Annotated in this window: 1 protein-coding gene; it reads right to left on the minus strand. The window is 75.4% G+C overall.

Annotated elements, in window-relative coordinates:
- Window positions 1-2,663, minus strand: a 2,663-nt coding sequence (locus ACGFMK_RS48945) for an acyltransferase domain-containing protein (RefSeq protein WP_392778948.1), incomplete at both ends; no start/stop codon positions are given.

Raw genomic sequence — 2,663 nt, forward strand, 5'->3', positions numbered from 1 at the left:
GTGCTCGGACTGGGCGCTGCGGACCAGGCCCCAGACCGCGGCGGCGGCCGGGTCGACGGTGTCCGAAGTGGACACCGCCACGGCGTGCTCGGTGCGGACGACCAGAGTGGTGTCCTTGTCCTCGGCCAGCCACTCCTGCAGCTTCGCCAGCGTGCTCCGCAGCAGGGCGTGCGTGGCCGCCGGGGTGTCGCCACTCTCCGGGACCGCTCGCAGGATCTCCACCGCCGGAGTGTGGCCGGGTTCGGTGGTCACCGGGCTCCAGCCGAGCCGGAACAGATCGTCCGCAGTGGACTGATCAACCGAGGTGACTTCGCGCAGCAGCAACGATCCCACCGTCAGCACCGGCGCACCGGCGCCGTCGGTGAGTTCCAGGCGCACCGAGTCGGGGCCGGTGGCGGCGACCCGGACGCGGGCGGCGGTGGCGCCGGCCGCGTGCAGGACGACGTCCCGCCAGAGGAACGGCAGCCGGGTCTTGGTGGTGTCGCCGGTCGGGAGCAGGCCGATCGCGTGCAGCGCGGCGTCGAGCAGGGCCGGGTGCAGGCCGAACTTCCCGGCGTCGCCGTGGGCGGCGGCGGGCAGTTCGAGGTCGGCGCAGACGTCGTCGCCGACCCGCCACGCGGCGGTCAGGCCCTGGAACACCGGCCCGTACTGCAAGCCCACCTCCGCGAGCCCCGGGTACAGCTCCGAGACATCCAGGGCCTCGGCCCCGGCGGGCGGCCACTCCCCCGAAGCGGCACTTTCACGGGAAAGCGACGGCTCCAGGAGGCCGGTGGCGTGCTCGGTCCAGGGGGCGTCGGCGAGGCGGGAGTGGACGGACACCGGGCGGCGGCCGTCGTCGTCCACGGCGCCGACCACGACCTGGACGGCCAGGCCGCCGGTCTCCGGCAGCACCATCGGCGCGGCGAGGGTCAGCTCGGTGACGCGGGCGCAGCCCAGCTCGTCGCCCGCCCGGACGGCGAGTTCGACGAGCGCCGCGCCGGGGACCAGGACGGCGCCGAGCACCGCGTGGTCGGCCAGCCACGGCTGGGCCGCGCGGGACAGCCGGCCGTAGCCGACCAGGCCGTCCTCACCCGCGGTCGGCACGGTCGCGCCGAGCAGCGGGTGCCCGGCCGCGGCCAGGCCGAGCCCGGCGGCGTCACCGCTGGTGACGGGCGGGTCGAGCCAGAACCGCTCACGCTGGAAGGCGTAGGTCGGCAACGGCACGGCACGAGCGTCCGTGCCCGCGAAGAACGCCGTCCAGTCGACGTCGGTCCCGGTGGCGACGAGCTTGCCGAAGGCGGCCGCGGCGGTCTGCCGCTCGTCGCGGTCCTTGCGCAGGACCGGCACGAACACCGCGTCCGGGGCGCTGTCGGCGCCCATGGCCGAGAGCACGCCGTCCGGGCCCAGCTCGGCGAACCGGGTGACGCCCGCGGTGGCCAGAGCGCGGACGCCGTCGGCGAACCGCACCGGCTCCCGCACGTGCCGCACCCAGTACGCCGGGTCCGCGAAGTCGGCCTCGCGGGTCACCGTGGAGACGATCGGGATCCGCGGCTCGGCGTAGGTCAGGCTCTCGGCCACCGAAGCGAACTCCGCCAGCATCGGTTCCATCAGCATCGAGTGGAACGCGTGCGACACGACCAGCGCCTTGGTGCGGCGGCCGCGTTCGGCGAAGAGCGCGGCCACGGCGTGCACCGGACCATCCACACCGGACAGCACGACGGCGTGGGGTCCGTTGACCGCGGCCAAGCCGACCTCGTCGGTCAGGTGCTCGCGGACCTCGTCTTCGGTCGCCTGGATCGCGAACATCGCACCGCCCTCGGGCAGCGCCTGCATCAGCCGGCCCCGGGCCTCGACGAGCTTGGCCGCGTCCGCCAGGGAGAACACCCCGGCGACGTGGGCGGTGGCGATCTCGCCGATCGAGTGCCCGGCCACGAAGTCCGGCCGGATGCCCCACGACTCCACGAGCTGGAACAGCGCGACTTCGAGGGCGAAGATCGCGGGCTGGGCGGTGCCGGTGCGGTTGAGGACGTCCGCGTCGGTGATCCCGCGGACCGCGGGCAGCAGCGCGCAGACCTCGTCGTAGGCCGCCGCGAACGCCGGGAACGCCTCGTAGAGCCCACGCCCCATGCCGAGCCGCTGGGAGCCCTGGCCGGTGAACAACACCGCGAGCTTGCCCTCGGTGGCCCGGCCGGTGACGACCTCCGGGGTCACCCGGCCACCGGCGAGGGCGGCGAGCCCGGCGCGGACGTCACCGCTGACCACGGCCCGCCGCTCGAACGCCGGGCGCGTGGTGGCCAGGGAGAACCCGATGTCCACGGGATCGGCGAAGCCGACCGTGCCGAGCAGCCGCTCGGCCTGGGCCCGCAACGCGTCGTCCGAGCGGCCGGTCAGCACCCACGGCAGGAGCGCGGGAGCCGTCGGCGTCCGGTCGGGCGCGGGGGCGTCCGGGGCCTGTTCCAGGATGACGTGCGCGTTGGTGCCGCTGATGCCGAACGCCGACACCGCCGCGCGCCGCGGGCGGCCGTCCGCCGGCCAGGGCCGCGACTCGGTGAGCAGCCGGACCGCGCCCTCGGACCAGTCGACGTGCGGCGACGGCGCGTCGACGTGCAGGGTCGCGGGCAGGACGCCGTGGCGCATCGCCTCGACCATCTTGATGATCCCGGCGAGCCCGGCCGCGGCCTGGG

This window comes from Amycolatopsis sp. NPDC049252, assembly GCF_043197175.1.
Lineage (GTDB): Bacteria > Actinomycetota > Actinomycetes > Mycobacteriales > Pseudonocardiaceae > Amycolatopsis.